Raw genomic sequence first — 24,857 nt, forward strand, 5'->3', positions numbered from 1 at the left:
AAAAATCGCATATTACCCCATAATGGCGTCTTTGACATTAATATGTTTTTCATGAATGATTAAATTTTCCTGCTGTCTGCATAAGCCTTGGAAGACAATAGTCAAAAAACATCTGATAGGATTTGCAGAAGTAATTGCGGCAGGTTTCTTCCATGGACATGATACGGTGCCGGTAGCAGCCTCCCCTGCACAGAGAAAAGTAAGAACAGGCCTGGCACTGGCTGTCAGGCGCTTTCTGGGAAGAGAGAAAACCGATTTCCATTCTTTTTTTGTGTATTTCATTAAAATCGGTATTGTTTAAATTCCCTAACTTAAATTCATCCAGAACAAAGAAGTCACAGGGATATACTTCGCCGTCGGCTTCGATGACGTTTTGGATGCTGCAAAAACCGTTCATATCACAAGATTCTGCATTTCCGGTCAATAGAAGAGAGAGGTAATTATAAAACTGGCGGATGTAGATTTCCTTTCCGGCGTTTAAATCCTCATACCATAAGTCAAACAGGTCACAAAGGAATTGTCCGTATAATTCCGGTGTAAGAGAATATTCCATGGTACCAGGGGCAGCTTCCAGAGGATCCAGACAGGGAATGAATTGGAGATAAGAAAAGCCCATTTTCTTATAGTATTGATATATTTTTCTGATAGAGGACGCAGTCCTTTTGTTCACCACTGTGAGGATATTATATTCCACTCCATACCTGTTGAAGCTATCCACTGTTTTCATGATGTTTAGAAATGTGGCACTGCCGTTTCCGCTTTTCCGGTAAGCATCATGGGTATGTATGGTTCCGTCTACGGAGATTCCCACCAGAAAGTGTTCTCTGGCGAAAAATTCCGCCCATTCCGGACCCAGGTCATAGCCATTGGTCTGAAGGGCAAAATGTATTTCTAAATTTTTCTTATTATATTCCTTTGAAAGCCTTACGGCCTTTTCGAAAAATGGAAGGCCGGCCAAAGTGGGTTCTCCTCCCTGAAAAGCAATGGTGCAGGCAGTGTCTGCGTAGTCCAGAGCTTTTTTTAAGACATTCTTTAAAGTATCCTCCGACATGAAGCCATAAGAACCTTGTGTTCGCTTTTCTATAATATCATGATAAAAGCAATACTGACATTGCATGTTGCACATACCTGAGGCCGGTTTGATCAAAAGATTAACTGGGGGCATGGATTTAACTCCCTTCGTCTGTAAATGGATAGGTGACCCGGTTTTCGTGTTCTCTAGGCGATATACCCGTAACCTTTTTAAATACCTTACTGAAATAATAGGGATTATCAAAGCCCAATTTATCTGAGATTTCATACATCAGGTACTGGTGGGTATCTATAAGCTCCATGGCATGCTGAATCTTAACCTGGGCAATATAATCTGACAGGGTAGTTCCTGTAAGTTTTTTAAAAGTATTGCTTAAATGTCCGGAACTAATGTTTAAAGCTTCGGCAACATCGGCCAGGGTCAGTTTTTCCATGTAGTGCTCCTTGATGTAGCTTCTGGCCAGATCCACCAGCTTGTCGGAACGAGTGGATTTCCGATCCTCCAAAAGGCGGCATAGCTTCAGACAGAAACTTCTCAACCATTCCAGGATGTCCTCCAGGCTGTTAAAATGATTCAGCTGCTCGGCAATGTTAATGGTATAAGGAAAGATCTCCTGATAGCTGTCATCTCCTGTGTCGAAAAATGAATAGAGATAGGTATAGATATTGATGCAGGCACTGGTGGCCTGTTCCTTACGGGGCCTGTTCTCCCGGAACAAGGTAATGATTTCTTCAAAAATGGAAGCCAGCTTTTCACTGTCGTTCTGGCTTATATATGCGGCCAGATCTTTTTTAAATACATTGATATTAAATTTTTTTGCCTGGCTGAAATGGGAGTTCTGTCCATCATAAAAAACCACTTGGGATGAAGAGTCAAAGTAGTAATACTCCAGTGCTGTCGAGGCTTCTGAGAATGCCTGGGGAAGCTCGGAGATCTTTTCTTTTGTCCTGCTGACGCCGTAAACGGCAGAAAGCTCAAAGTAAGTCTTTAAAGCAACGCTGAACTTCTGGCAGAATTCCCTAATAACGTTTTGGGAAAAGGCTTCTTCTTTGAAGGAGGCTGCAAGGAGAAAAGTATCCTGCCGGTATTCCAGAATTGTGTAATGAAAGAAAAACCTTGCTGCGATTCCGCCCAGTATATCCATAAGCTGCCTGCTGACGGAATGCAGATCATAGCTTCCTCCGCCCGCTTCAAAGTCTATGTGGATAGGACTTAAGGAAAACAGGATGACAAAAGGAGCCGGATAATGCTCCTCCAGTTCTTCAGGAATATCAGATACTGCCTCCTGGGAAAGAAAAAGGCGGCGGAACTCTGTCTTTGCCAGATCCTCCTGGTTATTCTTAAGCTGGCTGTCAAGGAGGCGGTTCTGCTTATTGACCAGCAGGTCACAGGCCTCCTTGGCCCGTTCCAAAGCGCTCACAAGAGCTTCTTCATTCAGATCGATTTTTACCAGATAATCGGAGGCACCCAGGGAAAGGGCCTTTTTCACCAGATGGAATTCCTCTAAGTTTGTTAATACAATAAAAGCAAAGTCACAGCCGTTTTCTTTACATTTTTCCACCAGATCAAGCCCGCTTAACACGGGCATCCGGATATCTGTTATAACAATATCCGGATGAAGATCCATGATCATCTCATAGGCGGAAGGGCCGTTGGTTGCCTTTCCTATAATCGTACACTCATAGTTTTCCCATATGATCAGGGAAGCGATGCCAGCCAGGATGAGTGGCTCATCGTCTATAATAATAATTCGATACATGCTGTCTTTATACCCCTTTGTCAGCCCTTCTTAAAATTCCAAAGGAAGGGCAATGGTAATTAATGTGTATTGGTCTAATTCGCTTTCCAGCTTTATTCCGTATTCTTCTCCGTAAACCAGCTTTAATCTCCGGTCTACGTTTGGAAGCCCGATTCCGCTCATATTGCTTCTCGTGATGCGGGAAGTATCTGTTAACAGCGTTTCAATGCCTTCCGGAGAAATGCCGATGCCGTTGTCTCTTATCGTAATATAAAGAACACTGTTTTCAGCAAAAACGTGTATCTGTATCAGCCCGTTTCTTCCGCTTGGCTCGATTCCGTTAAAGATGGCGTTCTCCACAATGGGCTGAAGGGTCAGCTTCACGATTTTGGCATCGTATAAAACTTCCTGATCTACCTCTGTGGTTACATCAAAAAGTTCAATATATCGGATTTTCTCTATAATAACATAATTCTGCAAAAAATCCAATTCCTGACGAAGGGTTACCTTTTCGTTGAATCCCTTTGCCATGTTCTTTAGCAGGGAGGACAGGGCAGTGACCACCTGAACGATCCCGCTGTTTTTCTGCATGGTTGCGATCCATTTGATAGAATCCAGTGTATTGTAGAGGAAATGAGGATTGATCTGGGCCTGAAGCATTTTAATTTCCAAATCCTTTTTTTCTTTTTCGCTTTGAACTCTGGTTTCCAAAAGATCGGAGATCCGGTCAGACATTTGGTTGATTTGCTTTCCTATGCTTCCGATTTCATCATCTGTTTCAATGGAGCGGTCCGGTTCGAAATTTCCCATGGAGATGAATTCCAGACGTTTTTTCAAACGGCTGATGGGAGCGCTTAGCTGGCGGGATATAAACCAGGACAAGGTCAAGCCGATGGCACAGCAGAAAAAGAATATGAGAGCAATGGTACCCCCAATCATGCCATGGTCAAGGTTAAGGTCTGAAATTGGCAGGATCTGAAAGAAGATCAGACCGCTGATTAATTGCCTCTGATAGGAGATGATACAATCCTTTCCATTCAGCATAGTGCGGAAATTGCCCTGGGGGTCTTTTAAATTTCTAAGAGTGACCAGTAGATCAGAGACATCATAATCCTTTCCATTCACAGAAGAAATGATACTTCCATCTAAAGTGGATGCAAAGATGATCTGTCCATCTCCCATGCTTTCCAGGGTATCGGAAAACAGGCGGGGAGAAATAGCCAGAAATATCCAGGCATCCTCCGGATTGCTGCTTGAGGAATATTTTAATGGTCTAAGAAGAGGGAGCAGCTTAGGGGTGTAATTCATTGGAGAAAAAGGGTTGTCCTCCAGGGAGAGAAGATACTGGGTATTCTCTCTGGAAAGCATATCGTGGAACCAGGGCGCATTTTGGATGTCTCTAAAATCGAAAGAAGAGCCATAGGCGCTCCCTGCTTGCAGGATTTCTCCGTTGCTATAAAGAGTGATCTTATAGATATATTTGCTGTAACCTGAAATTGCGCAGAAGTCCCTCAGTACATTGGAAGCGTACAGCTTTATATAAGCAGCATCTCCGTATTCCGACTGTTTTAGGGAAGGTGTGTAAAATAAAGACTTTCTTTCTGAGCAGGTCACAATGATGTTGACCATTTCCTCATAAGCAACTTCCATCCGGTCGGACAGAATCTGTATTCGGTTAACAGAATTTTCCGTTTCATTTTGAATGGCATCCTTATAATAGGAATGATAGTTATAAAAACTTACGGCACAGGCGATACTTATAACTACCAGAAGATTATATAGAAGAAGCTTATACTGGAATGTGCGAGGCATGACAGAGATCCTTTCTAAACCCCGTGAGCAGTCGTCAAAGTTTAACAAACTTGACCTTGACTCGTTGCTTTCACGAGAATAAATTTAATAATATCATATCCTTTATTACGCAGAAATTCAACGAATATAAAAATTAATCTTAAAAAAGTATAAGAATCTAAATAAAATATATGTTTGGGATCATGAAAAACGGTTATGAGTAAAAAAAATAATAGAATTATGCAAATCGTTTATTTCGATATTGCCTTAAATCTGTTATTCTTATACCACAAAGAACACATACGCGCGTAGTTCTAAAAAAAGGGAGGTTTCAATCTGATGAAATTAAAACGAGTTTTAGCTATGATGTTAGCAGCCGGAATGGTATGCACATCTTTAACTGCTTGTGGTGGCAGCAAAACATCCGAGAGCAGTGCTGCAGGTTCAACTGAAAAGACAGAAACAACAAAATCAGATGAAAAAGCAAGCACAGGAGAAAAGAAAGTACTTTCCGTTACAACATGGGACTATGATACATCACCGACATTTCAGACGGTAGTCGATGCCTACATGGCAAAACATCCAGATGTTGAAATTAAAGTTATTGATACATCAGCCGATGAATACAACAATTCCCTGGGAATCAGTTTATCTGCAGCTCAGCCGGATCCAGATGTAATCTGGGTAAAGGACATGGGTTCCATGCTCCAGATGGCTGATAAAAAACAGCTTCTTCCTTTGGATGATTTCATGAAGAAAGATAATTTTGATTTATCCATTTACAATGGTGCAGCAGAGCAGCTTCAGTATAACGATGCTACCTACGGACTTCCATACCGTTCCGATTGGTATATCTTATACTACAACAAGGACCTTTTTGATGCGGCAGGCGTTCCTTATCCATCTAATGATATGACCTGGGATGAGTATTACGATCTTGCAGCAAAGCTGACTTCTGGTGAAGGAAGTTCAAAGGTTTATGGCGGACATAACCACACCTGGCAGGCACTTGTATCAAACTGGGCTGTTCAGGATGGCAAACATACAGTTGTTGAAAAGGATTATTCCTTCTTAAAGCCATGGTATGAGCAAGCTGTTGCTTTACAGGATAATGGTTATATTCAGGATTTCTCTACTTTAAAGACAGCAAATATCCATTATTCATCTGTATTCAAAAATCAGCAGTGTGCTATGATGCCTATGGGTTCCTGGTTTATTGCAACTATGATCCAGTCTCAGGCATCAGATGAAACTTCCTTTAATTGGGGCATTGCAAGGATTCCTCATCCTGCTGATACAGAAGCCGGTTACACAGTAGGAGCTCTTACTCCTGTCGGAATCAGTGCTTATACCGATGAACCTGACTTATCCTGGGATTTTGTGAAATTTGCAACCAGCGAAGAAGCAGCTAATATTTTAGCTGAACAGGGCGTATTTACCGGTATCCAAACAGAGCAGTCATTAAAGACCATCGCTTCTGCACAGTTCTTCCCAGAGGGAGAGTCAAATGTTGAAGCACTGACTTATACTCACTATATATTTGACCGTCCTTTAGATCCTAAGATTACTGAAATCAAAACAGTGCTCGAAGAAGTTCATGAAATGATCATGATTAAGCAATATACCGTTGATCAGGGAATCGAAGAGCTGAACAAGCGTGTTGCGGAGATCAAGGGCTGGTAAAAATTAATTGCCCGGAGAGCGCCTTTTCTAAACATTATGGCAAGGCGCTCTTTTTGTGGCAAAAAGCAGGTGAAAAGGAGGTTAACCCTGTATGAAAGAAGTAAAAAAGACAATGAAGTCTCATCAAATGAAGGCAATCCGAAGTAACCTGATTGGTTATTCCTTTATTCTACCCAATTTAATCGGATATGCAATTTTCGTATTCATTCCCGTTATCTTTTCTTTTGTTTTAAGTGTTATGAAATGGGATGGGTCCCGGACCCCCATGGAATTTGTAGGATTAAGTAATTTTGTTCAGATTTTTAATGATAGGATTTTTGTTCAATCCTTTATTCACACGATTCAATACGCACTGCTTACTGTATTACCAACCTTAGTGCTGTCACTTTTACTGGCAGTTCTGTTGAACCATAAGTTAAAGGGAATCGCAGTTTTCCGTACAGCATTATATTTCCCTTATATTGCTTCCATCGTAGCAGTCGGTGCGGTGTGGAATATGTTGTTCCAGCCGGATTTTGGACCAATCAATGAATTTTTAAGATTCATCGGTATTTCCAAGCCCCCCAGATGGGTTGTGGATGTGAAATGGGCCATGGTGGCTATTTCTATCGTAAGCGTATGGAAATACATGGGATACTATATGATCGTATATCTGGCAGCTCTTCAGGGAATCTCAGGTTCTCTTTATGAAGCGGCAGGAATTGACGGAGCCAACGGCTTCCAGAAGCTTCGTTATATTACCATTCCCATGCTGACTCCAACCACATTCTTCGTGCTGATCATGCTGACGATCCAATGCTTTAAGGTATTTGACCTCGTATATGTAATGACAGGAGGAGGTCCTGGTAATGCCACTAAGACTCTGGTCAATTATATATATGAAAAGGCGTTTACCAGCTGGGAGTTTGGACCGGCAAGCGCTGGCGCACTTGTTCTGTTTTCAGTAGTCCTTGTTGTCACCTTGATTCAGTTTGCTGGTGAAAAGAAGTGGTCTAAAGATATGATGTAAGGAGGGAAAGCGATGAGAACAAAATCAAAGTATTTGAACATATTTCTGTATCTGGGATTGATTGCTTTATCCCTTTTTATGCTGGTGCCCTTTTATTGGATGGTGATATCTTCTTTAAAGCTTAATAAAGACGTATTTTCCATACCTATGACGTGGTGGCCGGAATCGATGCATTGGGAGAACTACAAAATCATCTGGAAGAAGCTGCCACTTGTGACCTTCTTTTTCAATACCGCCAAGCTGACGGTCATTACGACCGTGATCCAGCTGTTCACCAGCTGCTTTGCTGCTTACGGTTTTACGAAGACACGTTTTAAAGGCAGAGATTTAATATTCCTTATGTATGTTACGACCATAGCCGTTCCATGGCAGGTTTACATGGTTCCCCAGTTTATTCTGGTTTCCAAGCTTGGACTTAACAATACTCACTTAGGATTAATCCTGATGCAGGCCTTTTCCGCATTCGGCGTATTTTTAATCCGACAGTTTTATATCAGCATTCCTGACGAATTGTGTGAGGCAGCCAGGATTGATGGATTAAACGAGTACGGTATATTTGCAAAAATCGTATTCCCACTTGGCAAGCCGGCAATGGCAACCCTGACGATCTTTACCTTTACGAATGTATGGAATGATTTCATGGGACCATTGATCTATTTAAAGACAAAAGAATTAAAGACCATTCAGCTTGGTATCCGGATGTTTATATCCCAGTTCGGAGCAGATTATGCATGGATCATGGCAGCCTCTGTATGCTCTTTGATCCCGGTCATCATTGTATTCTTAAGCTGCCAGAAGTTCTTTGTTGAGGGCGTTGCAGCCAGCGGAATCAAGGGCTAAGCGAAAGCGCCCTGCGGGTATACCTTTATGTCCATATAGATGGACAATAGGAGGAAACACCCTACGGGTATACCTTTATGTCCAAATAGATGGACAATAGGAGGAAACACCCTGCGGGTATACCTTTATGTCCAAATAGATGGACGATAGGAGGAAAGGAGAATCAAATGGCACAGACATTGGAACAAATAAAAACCTATCCTGGAATGGAAGAGGGTATGGTTCAAAAAGCTCTTGATGATGCTGTAAAGATCGTCAAAGAAAATCTATCGGTATTTACGGATAAATTCCAATCTTCCAACAGCTTTGACGGATTTTATGAAGCAACAGAAAATGTAGAATGGACAACAGGATTCTGGACAGGAGTGATCTGGTTAGCTTATGAGCATACCGGCGATGAAGCGTTCCGGAAAGCGGCAGAAGTGCAGGTGGAAAGCTTTCTTGACAGAATTGAAAATAAAATTGATGTAAACCATCATGATATGGGATTTTTATTCAGCTTATCCTGTGTGGCAGCCTATAAACTGACCGGCAATGAACACGCAAAAAAGGCTGCTTTATTGGCAGCGGACCATCTGGCGGAACGTTACCGGGATAAAGGAAGGTTTCTTCAGGCCTGGGGTAATCCAGGAGAACCGAAGGAATACAGGCTGATCATTGACTGTCTGTTAAACCTTCCCCTGCTTTACTGGGCAACAGAAGTAACGGGAGATCCTTCTTATGAAGAAAAAGCGGAAAATCATATAAGAACTGCAATGAAATGCATTCTTCGTCCGGATCATTCCACTTACCACACTCATTTCTTTGATGTGGAGACCGGGGAGCCGACCTATGGCGTGACCCATCAGGGAAACCGCAATGGTTCCGCATGGGCCAGAGGCCAGGCTTGGGGCATATACGGAATCGCCTTAAGCTACCGGTATTTAAAAAATACAGAATACATGGATCTGTTCTGTAGCGTAACGGATTATTTTATCGAACACCTGCCGGATGATCTTGTTCCTTACTGGGATTTTGACTTTGACACAGGAAGCACGGAGCCGAGAGATTCCTCCGCTTCTGCCATTGCTGTCTGCGGAATCCTGGAAATGGCAAAATATTTGGATAAAGATAAAGCGATGGTATATTTAGATGCGGCTGACCGTATGCTTAGGGCGTTGGCAGATCATTGCGCCAATAAGGATTACAAAAAGTCCAACGGACTGCTGCTACATGGCACCTACGCCAGGGATTCTAAGGAGAATACCTGTACGAACCGGGGCGTGGATGAGTGCAATACCTGGGGTGACTATTTTTACATGGAGGCTCTTACCAGGCTTTCAAAGAACTGGGAGCTGTACTGGTAAGAACTGTGGAAGAATAAGGAGATAAAAATGAAAACAAATCTGCTGTATGTTTTTGCCGACCAGTGGCGGGCTCACGCCATGGGATTTATGAACATGGACCAGGTGGTGACTCCTAATATTGACTCCTTTGCACAGGAGAGCATGAGGTTTACCAATGCTTACAGTACGTACCCCTTATGTTCTCCTCACAGAGCTTCCCTGATGACAGGGAAATACCCATTCCGTGTGGGGATGTGGACCAATTGCAAGATAGGACTGGAAGAAAAGGTCATGCTACGGCCTCAGGAGCTCTGCATCGGAGATGTACTGAAAACCGAAGATTATCACACAGGATATATCGGTAAATGGCATCTGGATGCTTCAGAACTTAACTTTTCCTTAAGTCCTAAATCGGGCGCAAAAGACTGGGATGCCTATACGCCGCCAGGGGAGAGAAGACATGGATTTGACTACTGGCTGTCTTATGGAGCCTGGGATGACCATTTGGATCCTCATTACTGGCAGGATGATGAAAAGCAAATAAAACCCGGAAAGTGGTCTGCGGAATTTGAAACAGATAAGGCCATCGAGTATATGGAAGCCAGGAAAGAAGAGGAGCAGCCTTTTGCGCTGTACTTATCCTATAATCCACCTCATCTTCCCTATGAACTGGTACCGGACCGGTATTATGAGAAATTTAAGGATTTAGAAGTTCACTACAGGGAAAACGTACCGGAAGAGATGCGGGAAAAAGGCGGACTTCTGGAAACCCAGACAAGGCAATATTATGCTGCAATCCATGGGATCGATGAACAGTTTGGTAGAATCCTTCAATATTTAAAGGATCATAATATGGAGGAAAATACCATGGTCATCTTATCTGCTGACCATGGGGAAATGCTTGGTTCCCACGGACTGATGAGTAAAAATGTCTGGTATGAGGAGTCCATCCATATTCCTCTTATGATCCGTCAGAAGGGAAGAATTAAGGCTGCAGACAATGACGGAATCTTTGCAAGTCCGGACCATATGCCGACCATTTTGGAACTTTTGGAGCTTTCCATACCTGAAACGTGCGAGGGTTACAGTCATGTAAAAGGTATGTTCGGAGAAGATGAAAACGAACCGCAGGATATGTTGATCTGTTCCTATCCGGGCGGTGCGGATGCGGTAAAGGCGTTTTCCGACAAGGGGCTTACCCATAAGGCTTATGGCTGGAGAGGCATCAAGGACAAACGATATACCTATGTCATTTTTAACGGCTATGCTCCTGGAGAGGAACAAAAGGAATACCTTTATGATAATATAGAAGATCCTTACCAGAAAAATCCGGAACTGTTGGAGCCGGAGTGCCAGAGAGCAGAAATTCTGGCATACCGGGAAAAACTTAAAAATTACCTGTGTAAGACAGAAGATCCGTTTTTGTGGGACAGGTATTAGGCACATATTATTAGCGTCGGACTTCTTCCGGCGCTTTTTATGTGCCTTGATCCAATAGAGCATGCAAAGTTCAGATATCTAAGCAACCCGCTAAGCGGCATAGCCGATGGTCTTTGCTATGGTCAGGAGATGCTTTTGTATAAAATGCGACATAAAATGCGTCTTTACAATTGATTCTATATCATATATACTAAAGATAAATGTTCGACTTGCCGCAGCTATTATAACCTAATAGTAAGGAGAACAAAAATGAGTAAAAATAAACCTAATATCATTTTTATATTATCGGATGATCAGGGTGCCTGGGCTATGGGCTGTGCCGGGAATCAAGAGATACTTACGCCCAACCTGGACAGGCTGGCAGCAGAGGGGATCCGCTTTGACAACTTTTTCTGTGCTTCCCCTGTTTGTTCCCCAGCCAGGGCTTCTCTTTTAACCGGAAGAATTCCGTCACAGCATGGGGTGCATGACTGGCTTCGCGATGATAATAAAGAACAGGAGGATATCGAATATCTGGCGGGTCAGACTGCTTATACCGATGTGTTGGCTCGGGAAGGTTATGTATGTGGCCTGTCCGGTAAATGGCACGTTGGCAGGAGTTCTGTTTCTCAAAAGAGTTTTACACACTGGTTTGCGCACAAATCTGGCGGAGGCCCTTATTATAATGCTCCTTTTTATAAAGAAGGACAACTAATCTATGAATCCGGTTATGTCACTGATGTGATAACCGATGATGCCATATCTTTTATCAAAGAATATGCAGGCAAGCAATCTTTTTATCTTCATGTGGGCTATACGGCACCTCATTCCCCATGGGTTAACAACCATCCAAAAGAATACACAAAAATTTACGAGGACTGTTCCTTCTTGTCATGCCCTATGGAGGAAGAGCATCCGGATCATATTTATTTAACAGAAGAGGTTTTGAAGGATTTAAAGGCTAATCAGATAGGATATTATGCAGCAGTCACTGCAATGGATCAGAATATCGGCCGTATTCTTGATGAGCTTGATCGTCTGGGTATCAGGGAAGAGACGCTGATACTGTTTTCCAGTGATAATGGATTCAGCTGCGGACATCATGGTTTCTGGGGAAAGGGCAATGGTACCTTTCCGATCAATATGTATGAATCCTCAGTTAAGGTTCCTTTTATTGCCAGCAAGCCGGGCAGCATTCCGCAGGGAAAGGTAAACACTTCTCTTGTTTCTGCTTATGATTTAATGCCTACTCTGCTGGAATATGTCGGAGCAGAGGACAGCTTCACAGATCATCTTCCAGGCAGAAGCTTTCTTCCGGCTATGATGGGACAGCCGTTTGTTCAGTCAGAATCCATTGTTGTATTGGATGAATACGGGCCGAACCGAATGATACGGGGAACCAGATATAAGTTTATCAAACGTTACCCTTACGGACCCAATGAACTTTATGATTTAGAGAAAGATCCGGGAGAGAAGAACAATCTTCTTATATCTGAATACGGGGAAGCGGCAAAAATAAAAAATGAACTGAATTATGAACTAGAGCAGTGGTTTTTAAAATATGTAAATCCGGAGATTGATGGTGCAAAAGAAGCTGTATACGGTTCAGGACAGATCAATCTGGCAGGAGTCTGGAGTGAGGGGAAAGAGTCTCATAGCTGTGATGAATATATTAAAGAAAAACTGCAGAAAACCCATTGTAAAGACGAAAAAGGAATGGAATAAAATGAAAAAGGGATTTAGAACCCTTAAGGCGCAGTTGCGCCTGGGATATGGGCTAACGTTTGCCTTGATCTCCCTTCTTTTTGTTATGTTTTTATTCTTAGGGATCAAAAGCCTTATGTTGGATCAGATCGGACAGAGCAGACTGGATGTATTAAAACAGATCTCAGAACGATCCAATACCATAAAAAGCAATACGATTACCATATCCAATCTTTACCGTTATGATGAGCATATGAGAAGCTATCTGTCTGAAGAAGAGGATCAGTTCGGGGAAAGCAGGCAGAAGGCCATCAATTATCTTGATGAGTTAAAGGAGACCTATGACCAGGTTTTTCATGATATAGGTCTGAATTATGATGTGGTTATTCTGGGCAATAATGGTTTTCAGTACTCTTCAAGGGGAAAAGGGAATTATGATTTTCAGGGATTGGAAAGCCAGCTATGGTACAGGCAAAGCTATGATTCTGAGGATGATATGGTGTTTATCAGCAGTTTTCAGGAGAAGTTTGACAGCACAGGCATAGAAAATCCTTATGTATTCGGTGCATTTCGTCAGGTTATGGATCAGGAGGGCAATATTCTTGGTACCATTCTTGTTAATATCGATGAAAAGTATCTGGAGGGTTTATATAGTTCTGTAGAGGAAAACAGCAATTTTTATATTTTTGATAAAAAAGGAAATATTGTATCCAGCAGAGATAAGGATTTGCTTGGTAAAAACTTCATTGGGGTTAAAAACTTCAGACAGTTTTATGGGGTAAATCAGTACAATATGATCAGGAAACTGGGGCAGGATTATCTGTTGTCCAATTACTATGATCCTGAGACAGGTTGGACAATTGTAGAAGAGATGCCTTGTTCTGTGATTTTCAAGCCTCTCCATCAGGCCATTGCCATTCTGCTCCTGCTTTTAAGCTTCTGTATTTTTGCAGGAGCCGGAGCTGCTTATTACTTATCCGGCAGAATATCAAAGCCGATCCAGAAGCTGTGCAGTCTGATGGATCAGGTACGGCAGGGTGATTTTGATGTGATCAGTGACATTAAAGGCTATGAAGAAGTCAATCAATTGAAAGACAGCTTTAATGAGATGGCTAAAGAGATTAAAAAACTGATGGAAAGTGTAAAGCAAAAAGAAATAAAAAAGCGGAAATCAGAGCTGGATTTTCTCAGGGCCCAGATCAATCCCCATTTTCTTTACAATACCCTGTTTTCTATTCAGTGCATGATTGAACTGGGGAATAACAAGCAGGCGGTTTTAATGATGTCAGCTTTTATAGACCTGCTAAAGAGGACCTTGTCAGTAGATACGGATTTCATTTTGTTGGAAGAAGAGTTTGAGAATACGAAAAAATACCTGATACTTCAGCAGATCCGCTATGGCGATAAAGTACATTTTGAATGTGAAATAGAAGAAAAGACAAAGGGGTGCCTTGTACCTTCTCTTATTATTCAGCCAATCGTGGAAAATGCTATATTTCATGGACTTAATGCAAAGGAGGAGCCGGGGCTGATTGTAGTCGAATCTGCTATATGCAGTGACTGCCTTCTGATTACTATTTCCGACGATGGAGTCGGTCAGAGTGAAGAGGAACTTATGCAGCTGAGAAATCAGCTGGAGGACAGAGAGTACCATACCGGAGGCTCCATTGGCATCTTAAATGTGTTAAATCGAATCAGAATCAATTTTGGAGATTCTTATGGGCTTCTTATAGAAAGCGAATCAGGAATCGGGACAACGGTCACTTTAAAGCTTCCGGTTATAAGGAAAGAGCATTTCAATGAAGAGGATTTAGTATGAAAATACTGATTGTTGATGATGAAAGAATGATTTGTGAATGGCTGCAGTTTTGCATTCAGAGCTATCCGGGCTGTGAGCTGGCAGGCTGTGCGCATAACGGAGAGCAGGCTCTGTCAATTTTTAAAGAGAATGAGGCTGATATCGTATTTACGGATATAAAAATGCCTCTCATGGGAGGTTTAGAGCTTTTAAAGGAGATTAAAAAGCTGAATTCCAGAACGATCGTTATATTGCTGACTGCTTTTGCAGATTTTGATTTGGTTCGGGAAGCCATTCGCCAGGGTGGTGACGATTATCTGCTGAAAACAGAGATGAATCAACAGTCCTTTCAGGAGATGCTTTCTAAGCTGGAACTGCAAATCAAAAGAGCGGGTACGAAAGAAGTTCGCGGAGAAACGGAGAGTACAGGACAGCAGCACTCCATAATCAGTGATATTTTAAGAAAATACGGCCCATTGGAAGAGGATGATATCAGGCAGCTGAGAGAGTGTAATATCAGATGGAGGGATGGAGGACTGTTTTCCATAGCTGTCTGGAAACAGGATTTAATGAAAGATTTTGTCCTGCCTCAGAACGCCTGTGTCCGTCATGTGGCCAGCTTTGAGTATGACAGATATACCTATGTGCTTATTGGTAATCTGGCAAGGGATTTAACAGAACTTAAGAAGAATCAGATTTTGTATGAGTATGCATCTGCAATTGTATTAAATAACGGCTGCATGGCAGGAGTCAGTACCATAACGGAACGTTTAAGCAGTGTGCCCGATGCCATTGTTCAGGCGGTTTATGGTCTTGGACTGGGATATTATGAAGGAAAAATAAAGGTTTGGCAGGCTAAGAACAATGGAAGTGAAATCAGGAAAAAGGAATTAAAGTGGGAGTCTGTTTTCCGGAAGAAAAGACGGGAATTATATGATGTGCAAAGTGACAAATTTTATGGAAGAACGGAAGAAACCATGGAAGAAGCCAGGAAAGATACAGGGGTTCCTATCAGTGGTTTTACTGCCTTTTGCTGTGATGCAATGGAAATGGCATATATGCGGTTTGCAGAAGAGGATGCACAGCTGATGCACCATATGCTTTTAGAAGAAAAAAGCCGGGTCTACAGAACCACAGACTATGCAGAAGCCAGGTGCAGGGTTTTGGAGTTTATCAGAAATGTGTTGGCATATCAGGATGTAGATGAAAGACGATTGTCAAAAGGAGTAGCCGCAGCCGTTGATTATGTAAGAAAGCATTACAGCGAAGCCATCAGCCTGGAAATGCTTTCCCAGAAGGTCCATTTAAACCCTGAGTATTTATCCAGAATCTTTAAGGAAGAGGTGGGATGTACCTATAGTGCCTTTGTCTCTGAGATAAGGCTTAAGAAAGCTGCTTATTTGCTGTCTCATACAACGGAACGTGTTCAAAAAATCGGGGAATCGGTAGGATACCCTAATGTAAGTTATTTTTCCACAACCTTTAAAAAACGTTATGGGGTCAATCCCTATGAATACAGAAGAGGGGAGTAAAAGAAATCATGAGAGTATTGATGGTTATGTTTGATTCATTAAATAGAAATATGCTGGAGTCCTATGGAGGAAGATTTGCAAAGACTCCTAATTTTAACAGACTGGCAGAACATTCCGTAACTTTTGACAATTGTTATGCCGGCAGCCTTCCATGTATGCCTGCGCGGCGGGAACTGCACACTGGGAGATATAATTTTCTCCATCGAAGCTGGGGACCATTAGAGCCTTTTGATGATTCCATGCCTGAGCTGTTAAATCACAATGGCGTTCATACCCATATTGCTACAGATCATTACCATTATTTTGAAGATGGGGGGGCAACCTATCATACCAGATACAGAACATGGGAAGGATTCCGTGGACAGGAGGGAGATGCATGGAAAGGTGTTGTAGGAGAGAACAGGTCTCCAAAGGAATATAAAAACCGGTGTGATGGAATTGCTGACAGCTGGGAGCACAACTGGGTTCCCCAGGATTTTATTAACAGATCCTATTTAGATACAGAAGAGAAGCAGCCCCAGAGTAAAACGTTTGAAGCCGGTAAAGAATTTATCAGGACCAACCACAATACAGACCAGTGGTTTTTGCAGATAGAAACCTTTGATCCCCATGAGCCGTTTTTTACTCATGATAAGTTTAAAAAGTTGTTTCCCCATACTTACAATGGCGCTGTTTATGACTGGCCGGATTACAGAAAACTGAATGAGTGTGATACACCAGAGGAAATTCTTCATTTGAGGTCAGAATATGGAGCCCTGTTGTCGATGTGTGATGAAAAGCTGGGTGAGATCCTGGATCTGATGGATGAGTATCATATGTGGAAAGATACTATGCTCATTGTTAATACTGATCATGGGTTTCTTCTGTCTGAACATGGGCAATGGGCCAAATGCCACTGTCCGTTTTATAATGAAGTGGCCAGGATTCCTTTGTTCATATGGGACCCGGTAACCGGAATAAGAGGAAAGAGGGTAAAAAGTCTGGTGCAGACCATTGATCTGCCTGCAACCATATTGAAACAATTTGGGGTGGAACTTCCAAAAGATATGGAGGGAATTCCTCTTCAGTCTGTGCTTCAGGAAGATAAAGCTATCCGGGAAGCTGCTCTTTTCGGTATCTATGGAGGCCAGATAAACTGTACAGACGGACGCTATGTTTATATGAGAAGTCCTGTAAATTATGAGACAAAAATTTATCAGTATACTCTGATGCCAACTCGCCATGGAGGACGCAGGGCTTTTATAAAAGAGGAAGAGTTAAAGCAGATGACTTTGTCAGAGGGATTTTCATTTACAAAGGAACTGCCTGTCATGCAGATTCCCTATGGCAGAGAAGCCGGGCAAAATATATATCCTACGATGTTATTTGATTTAGAAAAAGATCCGAATCAGGAATCGCCTATTGAGGATGAAGCAGCAGAAAAAAGAATGATCCATTTCATGAGAAAACGTATGAAAGAAAACCAGTGTCCTTTGGAGATGCTGGAACGATACGGATTCTAAGAAGAGGGGATAATATTGTATGACCGCCAGCTGTTAACTGAGCGGTCATCTTTTTATAGAAATTTTCAAAAATGGATGGAGAGGTGCAGCCACCGCAGGAGGGGAATTCTGCAGCATCAGAATTCTGTCATAATAACTAAACAAATGTCAAATTTAGAAAAGTCAACAATTTCATTTTAACAAAATCCATCCGAAAAGCAAAAGAAACATAAAATAATAAAAAAACAGAGGTACTATGGCTATTATATAATCATAATACAAGAAGGAAATACGAAAAAAAAGAGTTGGATGCGGCAAGTCGGATGAATTCGTATTTCCATTTGTAAACAGGATAGGGGAAAAGCTGCAAACTATTATACGAGGAGGATGTAATATGAGAAAAAGCAAAAAAGTAATAAAGATCGCAGCAGCGGTTATGGCTCTGACCATGGTACTGTCAGCTTGCGGAAAGGGAGGCGGAAATGCTTCTGTTCCGTCAAAAGAAAGCGGGGGAAATTCAAGTACAGAGGCGGCAGGAGATTTGCCTGAGTTAAGAGTTGCCATGATGCCGTTTATCACCAGTCTTCCCACAGAGTATATTAAGAAGAATAAACTGGATGAAAAAGCTGGTTTTAAAATGGAAACAGTTATGTTTGCAACAGGTGCACCGATGAATGAAGCATTGGCAGCAGATTTATGGGATGTTGGAGCAATGGGTGCAGCAGCGGTGACAGGTGTCGCTAATTATGACATGATGATTATAGGAGAAGTTTTGGAGTCTACTGATGGTTTGGGAGTATTTGTAAAGCCTGATTCTGCTATTGCAGGTGCTAAAGGCTACAACCCTTCTTACCCCAATGTACTTGGCAGTCCTGAGACTGTAAAGGGAGCTACAATTCTCCTGCCAATAGGAACAGCACAGCATTTTACCACATTAAAATGGCTGGAGAAGCTGGGGCTTGGAATTACAGATGTAAACATTGTTAATATGGATACCGCCCAGGCTTATCAGGCCTTACAGGCAAATCAGTGTGATGCGGTTGCTCTTAACGTTCCTACATTTTTTGAAGCAGTGGATGACGGTATGGTTCAGGTTGGCAATCTGGCTGATCTTGGAACCAGATATGTAGATATGGTAGTTGCTAACAGAAAAGCAGTGGAAGGAAAACCGGAACTGGTTCAGAAATACATGAATTGTATTATGGAGGCCTGTAAGGCTCTGAATGAAGATACTGATATGGCTGCAGATCTGATGGTAGAATTTTTAAAAGAAGCAGGTGCAGAGACTACAAGAGAAAGCTGTGTCAGTGATTTAGGCAGAGTTCAGTTTATCACAGCGGAAGACTGGAGCAATCGTGAACTGGGCAGTTTTGCCAGGGAGCTTGGCGAATTCTATATAAGCCTTGGCCAGCTGGAGCCTGAGCTCATAGATAAGTTTGACAAAAATATTGATCCGGAATTCGTTAAAAACAATTAGGAGGAATGGAAATGAAGAAGGAGAAAGCAAAATATAAATACTGGCTGATGTCAGTATGCTCTGTTCTTACTGTGCTCTTTATCTGGGAGCTGGTAACCGATATTTTGCACCTGATCTCTCCCATGATGCTTCCCAGTCCGGCAAAGGTACTGAATACATTTCTATATAAACTAACAGGAGGGGTCAATCCAGATGGAGCGACCCTTCTCCAACATATAGGAGCCAGTATGAAGATTGCACTGGGAGGTTATACCGTTGGAGTAGTCATTGGGGTGCCTCTGGGGATTGCCATGGCATGGAGCAGGAGATTTGAGCTGTTTGCCAAGCCATTGTTTGACGTAATACGTCCGATTCCCGCACTTGCCTGGATTCCTCTGATGATTCTGTGGCTGGGAATTGGTTACTGGTCAAAGGTTGGAATTATATTTTTTGCAGCGTTTATCAGTGCTACCATCAACGCCTATGCAGGGATCAAGAGAACCAGCCGGGTTCACTTGTGGGTTGCAAGTACCTTTGGTGCCTCTAATAAGCAGATGTTATTTAAAGTGGCGATTCCAACTGCCCTTCCAATGATATTTACAGGATTAAGACTTGCACTTGGGTCCTCCTGGGTTGCACTGGTGGCAGCAGAGCTTCTGGCAGCAACAAGAGGTCTGGGTTATATGATCCAGGTGGCAAGAATGCTGGGACGGCCAGATGTAATTTTAGTAGGAATGATCACAATAGGAGTGATTGGTTTTTTGTTATCCTATATACTGGAGAAATTGCAGAATAAGTTCGTAAAGGGAGGGAAATAGCCATGGCAGCCAGATTGTTCAGAAAAAACGTTGCAGTTTTTATGACTGTGATTGCCTTCGGGTCTCTGCTGCTTTTGTGGGAACTGGTAGCCAGATTTACAAATGCCAGGATGTTTCTCCCTCCTGCCTCAGAGATAATCATTAAATTCTTCGAAAGCTTTACTGTCCCCATTGGCAGGCATACGATGATGGTACACATTGGTGTCAGTCTGTACAGAGTGGGTGTTGCCTTCTTTTTCGCAACTCTTACCGGGATTACTTTGGGAGTTTCCATGGGGTATTCCAAGACTGTAGAAGCAATTGTAAAGCCCATATTTGAATTTATTCGTCCGATACCGCCTTTGGCCTGGATTCCTATGTCAATTCTGTGGTTTGGGCTTGGTGATCAGAGTAAATTCTTTATTATTTTTCTGGGGTGTTTTTGTTTTATTACAGTGAATACATACGATGGTACGAAAAACGTAGATCCTGTTTTACTGGGAGCTGCCAGAATGTTAGGCGCATCAGAGCGTCAGGTGTTCTTTCGAGTTGTTCTTCCTTCCTCGATTCCGTACATTTTTGCAGGCCTTCAGATTGCGATTACAGCAGGCTGGTCTGCGGTGGTAGGAGCTGAAATGGTACGGTCCGATGAAGGTGTCGGCTGGTTGATCGTTATGGGAATGACCAATGGAAATACCGTTCAGATTATGGTTGGAATGCTGGCAATCGGGCTTGTTGGATATATTCTGGCTACAGCCATGGCAAAGCTGGAAGGGAGGTTATGCATATGGAACCAACAGCAGGGACTTTAACAGGAGTACTTCAGTGCAGTCATGTCTCCAAGGAATTTGACAGCTTTGACGGTACCGGCAAGAACCTGGTATTAAAGGACATTGATTTTTCTGTTAAGGAAAATGAATTTTTGGTGTTGTTTGGACCGGGACAGTGCGGGAAAACCACTTTGCTTAACATTTTGGCAGGTTTAGAGCCGGCCACCTCCGGGGAAGTGATGGATCATGGGAAAAAGGTGACTGCTCCTGCTCCGAAACGAGGAGTTGTTTATCAGAAGACAGCATTATTTCCATGGCTTACAGTCATGGGAAATGTGGAATTTGGGCCGAAGGTCCGTGGATTTAAGAAAGAGGAGATAAAAAAGATTGCAGATCATTATATTGAACTGGTAGGTTTAAAAGGGTTTGAAAAAAGTTATCCCTCCCAGTTATCAGGCGGAATGAGACAAAGAGTCGGAATTGCCAGAGCATTCAGCAATAATCCTGATATTATGCTGATGGATGAACCTTTCGGCCATTTAGATGCTCAAACAAGATATATGATGGAGGAAGAACTTCAGAGAATCTGGCAGAAAGAAAAGAGAACGGTAATCTTCGTTACCAATAACATTGAGGAAGCGTTATTTCTGGCAGACCGGATCATACTGATGACCAACTGTCCTTCTGCCATTAAGAAAGAATATAAGATCGATCTGCCACATCCCAGAAGCTATGTTGACTATGAATTCCTACGTTTACGGCAGGAGATAACTGAAAATATGGACAAATCGCTGTAAAGGAGGAGTTTATGGAAGATAAAAGAGAAACAAAAGTAAAGGTAATGAATCTGACAAAACAGTTCGACCAGCTTCTTGTTCTGGATGACATATCCTTTGATGTGAAAAAAGGAGAATTCCTTTGTATTGTAGGGCCTACAGGCTGTGGCAAGACAACATTTTTAAACAGCCTTACCAAGCTTTATCAGCCCACAAAAGGGGAGATATTAATTAACAATGAGCCTGTGGATTTAAAAAAGCACAGCATTGCATATATTTTTCAGGAATATTCAACGATGCCATGGCTGACGGTAGAAGAAAATATCCGTTTTGGTCTGGATATTAAACATACTTCAAAAGAGTTGGCGGATCAGAAGGTGGAGGAGTATTTAGAGGTGGTAGGACTGACGAAATACCGTAAATACTATCCTGATCAGCTTTCGGCAAGTATGCTCCAGCGGGTAGTCATCGCCAGAGCATTTGCTACAGAGCCGGAGTTATTGCTAATGGATGAACCCTACGGGCAGCTGGATATTGAACTGCGGTTTAAGCTGGAGGATGAGCTGTTAAGCCTGTGGAAACGAAATGGGACAACTGTTATTTTCATTACCCACAATATCGAAGAGGCAGTCTATTTAGGGGAAAGGATTCTTGTTCTTACCAATAAGCCTACAACGATAAAAACAGAGATCAAAAATGATCTGCCAAGGCCGAGGGATATTGCTTCTAAGGACTTCGTAGAATTACGAAATAAAGTGACTGATTTAATTAAATGGTGGTAGGTTTTGTTTAACGATCACACATAAAAAGCAGCAGTTCCATTAGCATTCCATATAGGAATGACAGGGGCTGCTGTTTTTAACTGTGCTGCAATTGTCCAGTGTATCTATTAAACATGAATGTTATTTAAAGCTTTTTGCACTTTTCCCATCATGCGAATCGATACGGAATAGGTTTCTTTATTATTCATATGTAGCAAAGCATTTTCCCTGGAATACTTTAATACATGTTTCATATTTATGATGGTGGAACGGTTGCATTGGCAGAAATCAGAATTCAAGGATGCTTGGATTTCTTTTAATGAGCCTGAGATCTGACGTGTTCCGGTTTTGGTATGAACGATGATTTTGTGGGAATCGTCGCTGGTCGTAATTGCTACAATGTCATTTTGATCCAGAACCAGTGAATCTTTATCCAGCTTTATGGATAAAAGACGATTGGAGGAGTCCAACTGAGTCTTATAATTAGTCTCTGCATTTTGTATACAGGAGCAGATCTGATCTGGTAAGGTTTCTGTTTCGTCTTTTGTGATGAAGTCCATTGCTTCCACCTTATAGCGGAAGGTAAGAATAGCCATTTCACTGTGAGTAGTTACAAAGACAATATATCCCCTTGGATCATATTTGCGTATTTCCTGAGCCAGTTCAATTCCATTTTTATTTGACTGCAAATCAATGTCCAGAAAATAAAGTCCGATAGTGTTGGAACGCCTTCGCATGGAAAGCAGTTCTTCCGGGTTTGAGGTTGCACAATAAAGCTTGGATTCTGTTGGGTTCATTATTAGATATTTTTCTATGATGCTTATCCAGCGATTTAATTGCATATTATCATCTTCGCAAAGATATATGTAGATCATTTTTGTGCTCCTTATTAATTGTTACGCATTAGGATTAGTTCTTGTGTAAAATTAGGTTCTTCATATGTAGTGTTCCAAATGGTATTTTCATAATTTTTTAAAATCATATCTACGTTAAAAAGGCCGATTCCTCTATTCTCACCTTTTGTTGAAATTTCATGGCTGCGAAGCTCTGATATAGCAAAAGTTGGAGGAAGCGCGGTGTTTTGGATGATGAGATGGAGATCCTTCTCTTTATAAAACATGCAGAAACGCACTCCTTTTTCTTTTGTTTCTATAGCAGCTTCCATGGCATTATCTAAAAATATACCTAAGATTCGAGATAAGTCTAAACAATCCATGTTTAAATCATCAATAGGTTCTGTCAGTTCTATTTCAGTTTTGATACCTACCTCCATCATATAGACGAATTTGGAAGAGAGCAGACTTTTTAGTGCAGTGTTTTTAATATTAGAGAGAGCTCCTAGTTTGGTATCCGATTCTGTAAATGCACGACTGATTGGGAGTATTCTATCTTCGTAATAATCCTTTAGTCCATTCATGTCATTTTCTTTTATAAATCCTGACATGGTAATAAGTATATTCATGTAATCGTGTTTGAATTTACGCATAACTCCATAAGAGTTTTCCAGGCGATCTGTATAAGTGCGGAGATTTTCGAACTGTGCCATGCGGTGCTTATAGGCTTGTTCACTCATGGTGATCTTATAGACTGAATACATGAGCAGGACTGTGATCGCGAATAACAGTAGAAAAATAATTCCGTTGGCTGCAATGACTCCGTAATTATAGCCAAGGCGTTCTCCATAGGAGAAGTTAAAAATATAAAAGAACACCAACAGAAAAAGATCAAGAAAGATGGCTTTCAGCAAATGCTGGTTAGTTAAATATTTCGCTATATTTAGTTTGCTATGTAAATACCAGCCCAGCATTTTTGTTGTTGAACCGCAAAATAAGCAATAAATGCAGGAAAAAGCAATTGTTAATCCACTATGAGCTAGAAGTTCCAGCATATCCATTTTTAATAATGTACCGGCAAGCCACATGAATATATAATTAAAGGTTACAGAATATAGGTAACCAAACAAGTTACAGGATAAACTAAAAAAGTTAAATTTTGAAAAATAAAAGGTGATAAGTAATATTCCTCCATAAGTTACTAGAGTACTTATCTGACCAAAAGATTTATTAAAAAAGTAAACTGTAGCAAATGTGTATAAAAATATAATACTTTTCTTTGCTGGAGAGAATTTATTAGGTAGAAGGTGAACGCAAGAAAAATAACTGCATAAACTTCCTGTTAGTGAATATATAAAGTAAGTCATATTGTGCCACCTCTTTTTGTAGGTACTAATATTCTACAATTCATATCGAAAAATGTAAAGTGATATTGTGTCAAAATACTGGGGAATTTACGCTTAGGAAGAAAAATACAACGAAAATTACAAAAATATTTACATGTAAATATTTGTGCTAAAATGACAATGTCTGGTGGTGATAAGATGATTATAACAAGGTTTTCGGTCGTTCTCTGTAGCTTACTGAATAAAATCAATCCGAGATCTGAAGAAGATAATATTGCAATCCAATATGGTTTTGAACTGATTTTAGATAATATAATCAAGTTACTTTTTCTTCAAATATTAGGGATATTTTTAGGAAAAGGTTTTGAAACCTTTATTATATTATTTTCCTTCTGTGCCTTACGTCTGCAAGCAGGCGGAATACATGCTAAAACAAATGTTGGCTGCAGCTTAGGTATGTTGCTGGTCTGGGGATTGTCACTGGTCGGGAGCACAATTATAAAGCTTGAGATACCTTATATAATTTTAATTTATATTATAAGTATGATAGTTATGTTTTGCTTTGCACCAAAAGGTAAAAACATAAATCATTTTACTACTTCGTCAAAATTAAAGAAGAAGTTAATGTCTATGTTAATATTATCATTATTTACAATAATTGCAATTCTAAATAGTAATTTACGAGAGTTATTTGTTTATCCGGTTACTTTGGAAGTATTAACATTACTTCCTGTAAATAATACAGATGTGAAAGGAGAATAAAGG

General features: G+C 41.3%; 20 protein-coding genes. 15 read left to right on the forward strand and 5 right to left on the reverse strand.

What is annotated here, in order from left to right; translation table 11 throughout:
- Positions 1-49: 49 nt before the first annotated feature.
- The 3 genes from BMX69_RS06910 to BMX69_RS06920 are packed head-to-tail and all read right to left on the reverse strand — an operon-like array spanning position 50 to position 4,583.
- Complete coding sequence (locus tag BMX69_RS06910) at positions 50-1,165, reverse strand: anaerobic sulfatase maturase (RefSeq protein WP_100041942.1); 1,116 nt, start codon at positions 1,163-1,165, stop codon at positions 50-52.
- Between the two features lie 4 nt (positions 1,166-1,169).
- A complete protein-coding gene (locus tag BMX69_RS06915; protein WP_100041943.1) occupies positions 1,170-2,792 on the reverse strand; it encodes a response regulator transcription factor in 1,623 nt (540 codons plus the stop codon).
- 30 nt (positions 2,793-2,822) lie between these two features.
- Positions 2,823-4,583: a sensor histidine kinase gene (locus BMX69_RS06920; protein ID WP_100041944.1), complete on the reverse strand. Its 1,761-nt coding sequence runs from the start codon at positions 4,581-4,583 to the stop codon at positions 2,823-2,825.
- Positions 4,584-4,901: 318 nt separating this feature from the next.
- On the opposite strand from BMX69_RS06920, the gene BMX69_RS06925 reads away from it, so the two are divergent.
- The 14 genes from BMX69_RS06925 to BMX69_RS06990 all read left to right on the forward strand — a co-directional run bounded on the left by BMX69_RS06925 (position 4,902) and on the right by BMX69_RS06990 (position 21,934).
- Positions 4,902-6,245 carry an ABC transporter substrate-binding protein gene (locus BMX69_RS06925; protein WP_100041945.1) on the forward strand — a complete coding sequence of 448 codons (1,344 nt, stop codon included), beginning with the start codon at positions 4,902-4,904 and terminating at the stop codon, positions 6,243-6,245.
- Positions 6,246-6,357: 112 nt separating this feature from the next.
- Positions 6,358-7,254, forward strand: a complete 897-nt coding sequence (locus tag BMX69_RS06930; protein WP_054791265.1) for a carbohydrate ABC transporter permease — start codon at positions 6,358-6,360, stop codon at positions 7,252-7,254.
- A gap of 12 nt (positions 7,255-7,266) precedes the next feature.
- Complete coding sequence (locus BMX69_RS06935) at positions 7,267-8,094, forward strand: carbohydrate ABC transporter permease (protein ID WP_100041947.1); 828 nt, start codon at positions 7,267-7,269, stop codon at positions 8,092-8,094.
- Positions 8,095-8,261: 167 nt separating this feature from the next.
- Positions 8,262-9,440 carry a glycoside hydrolase family 88 protein gene (locus BMX69_RS06940; RefSeq protein WP_100041948.1) on the forward strand — a complete coding sequence of 393 codons (1,179 nt, stop codon included), beginning with the start codon at positions 8,262-8,264 and terminating at the stop codon, positions 9,438-9,440.
- Positions 9,441-9,467: 27 nt separating this feature from the next.
- Positions 9,468-10,859, forward strand: a complete 1,392-nt coding sequence (locus tag BMX69_RS06945; protein WP_100041949.1) for a sulfatase family protein — start codon at positions 9,468-9,470, stop codon at positions 10,857-10,859.
- A 249-nt stretch (positions 10,860-11,108) separates the two neighbouring features.
- Positions 11,109-12,563 carry a sulfatase-like hydrolase/transferase gene (locus BMX69_RS06950; protein WP_100041950.1) on the forward strand — a complete coding sequence of 485 codons (1,455 nt, stop codon included), beginning with the start codon at positions 11,109-11,111 and terminating at the stop codon, positions 12,561-12,563.
- Entirely contained in the window at positions 12,475-14,361 is a 1,887-nt protein-coding gene (locus BMX69_RS06955; RefSeq protein ID WP_242941378.1) for a sensor histidine kinase, read from the forward strand. The genes BMX69_RS06950 and BMX69_RS06955 overlap by 89 nt, the downstream gene beginning before the upstream one ends.
- Entirely contained in the window at positions 14,358-15,872 is a 1,515-nt protein-coding gene (locus tag BMX69_RS06960) for a response regulator (protein ID WP_100041952.1), read from the forward strand. The genes BMX69_RS06955 and BMX69_RS06960 overlap by 4 nt, the downstream gene beginning before the upstream one ends.
- A gap of 8 nt (positions 15,873-15,880) precedes the next feature.
- On the forward strand, positions 15,881-17,374 hold the full coding sequence (locus BMX69_RS06965; protein ID WP_100041953.1) for a sulfatase: 1,494 nt from the start codon (positions 15,881-15,883) through the stop codon (positions 17,372-17,374).
- A gap of 373 nt (positions 17,375-17,747) precedes the next feature.
- Positions 17,748-18,830: an ABC transporter substrate-binding protein gene (locus tag BMX69_RS06970; protein WP_100041954.1), complete on the forward strand. Its 1,083-nt coding sequence runs from the start codon at positions 17,748-17,750 to the stop codon at positions 18,828-18,830.
- 11 nt (positions 18,831-18,841) lie between these two features.
- Entirely contained in the window at positions 18,842-19,627 is a 786-nt protein-coding gene (locus BMX69_RS06975; protein ID WP_025232981.1) for an ABC transporter permease, read from the forward strand.
- Positions 19,628-19,629: 2 nt separating this feature from the next.
- Complete coding sequence (locus tag BMX69_RS06980) at positions 19,630-20,418, forward strand: ABC transporter permease (RefSeq protein ID WP_025232982.1); 789 nt, start codon at positions 19,630-19,632, stop codon at positions 20,416-20,418.
- A complete protein-coding gene (locus tag BMX69_RS06985) occupies positions 20,394-21,173 on the forward strand; it encodes an ABC transporter ATP-binding protein (RefSeq protein WP_100041955.1) in 780 nt (259 codons plus the stop codon). The genes BMX69_RS06980 and BMX69_RS06985 overlap by 25 nt, the downstream gene beginning before the upstream one ends.
- Before the next feature lie 11 nt (positions 21,174-21,184).
- On the forward strand, positions 21,185-21,934 hold the full coding sequence (locus BMX69_RS06990; RefSeq protein ID WP_025232984.1) for an ABC transporter ATP-binding protein: 750 nt from the start codon (positions 21,185-21,187) through the stop codon (positions 21,932-21,934).
- Between the two features lie 107 nt (positions 21,935-22,041).
- On the opposite strand, the gene BMX69_RS06995 is transcribed toward BMX69_RS06990, so the two are convergent.
- A complete protein-coding gene (locus tag BMX69_RS06995) occupies positions 22,042-22,788 on the reverse strand; it encodes a LytR/AlgR family response regulator transcription factor (protein ID WP_054791252.1) in 747 nt (248 codons plus the stop codon).
- A gap of 14 nt (positions 22,789-22,802) precedes the next feature.
- Entirely contained in the window at positions 22,803-24,113 is a 1,311-nt protein-coding gene (locus BMX69_RS07000) for a sensor histidine kinase (protein WP_100041956.1), read from the reverse strand.
- Positions 24,114-24,272: 159 nt separating this feature from the next.
- Between BMX69_RS07000 and BMX69_RS07005 the strand changes: the two genes are divergently transcribed.
- A complete protein-coding gene (locus BMX69_RS07005; protein WP_166433183.1) occupies positions 24,273-24,854 on the forward strand; it encodes an accessory gene regulator B family protein in 582 nt (193 codons plus the stop codon).
- Positions 24,855-24,857 lie beyond the last annotated feature (3 nt).

The sequence above is a fragment of the Lacrimispora sphenoides JCM 1415 genome (genome assembly GCF_900105615.1).
GTDB classification, from domain to species: Bacteria; Bacillota; Clostridia; order Lachnospirales; family Lachnospiraceae; genus Lacrimispora; species Lacrimispora sphenoides.